The sequence below is a fragment of the Mitsuaria sp. TWR114 genome (genome assembly GCF_007997345.1).
In genome coordinates, this window is sequence record NZ_VOSR01000823.1 from 1 (window position 1) to 671 (window position 671).

Here is a 671-nt window from a genome sequence, read left to right on the forward strand (position 1 = left end):
CGCGACGGCGGCTTCCAGTTGCCGTTGCCGCTCGCGGTCGCGCCGGCGCGACCATCGGATGGACAGCCACCACAGCAGCATCAAGGACACGGCGGCCGCGGCGCGTGCCTCGCGCGAGTTCCACCAGGGAGGAAGCACGTCGAACGCAAGGCGCATCACCGGCCCCGGTGCTTCCACGCTCGTCAGCCCGCCGGCGCGCACCTCCAGCGTGTGCTCGCCGGACTCGAGCGCGCCCAGGTCGATCACGGCGCTCTGCGAGGTCCGCCAGGGCGACTCCGCGCCAAGGCGGTATTCGATCCGCAGCGAACGCGCCCGGGAGAAGCCGGCCGTCCCCACCGCGATGCGCAGCGTGCGGTCCCGCCACGGCACCGGCTCCAACGGCGGCACCCGGGTGCTCGTGCTGCCGAACACCATGTCCTCCAGCCGCAGCGCGGGCAATGGCGCTTGCGTGTTCCCCGGCAGCAGGTGCGTCAACCCGCGCCGGTGCCGATCCAGATGCTGCCGTCGGCGTCGGCCAGGAAAGCCGGCGTCACATCGTTCCAGACCAGGCCGGTGCGGCGATCCAGCCGCGACCAGTCGCCCCCGGTAGAGCGGATGAAGACCCCCTGGTCGGTGCCCATCCACAGCCGCCCGTCGAGGTCGGCGTGGAGGCTGGCCGCGGCCGCGCCCCC

The 671-nt window shown here is 73.5% G+C and carries 2 protein-coding genes; both read right to left on the reverse strand.

Annotated elements, in window-relative coordinates; genetic code table 11:
* Positions 1–474: hypothetical protein (locus tag FUT87_RS24625; protein ID WP_222617273.1), on the reverse strand; the 474-nt coding region annotated here is incomplete at its 3' end.
* On the reverse strand, positions 471–671 hold a 201-nt coding region (locus tag FUT87_RS24630), incomplete at its 5' end, for a two-component regulator propeller domain-containing protein (RefSeq protein WP_147242700.1). The genes FUT87_RS24625 and FUT87_RS24630, both read right to left, overlap by 4 nt.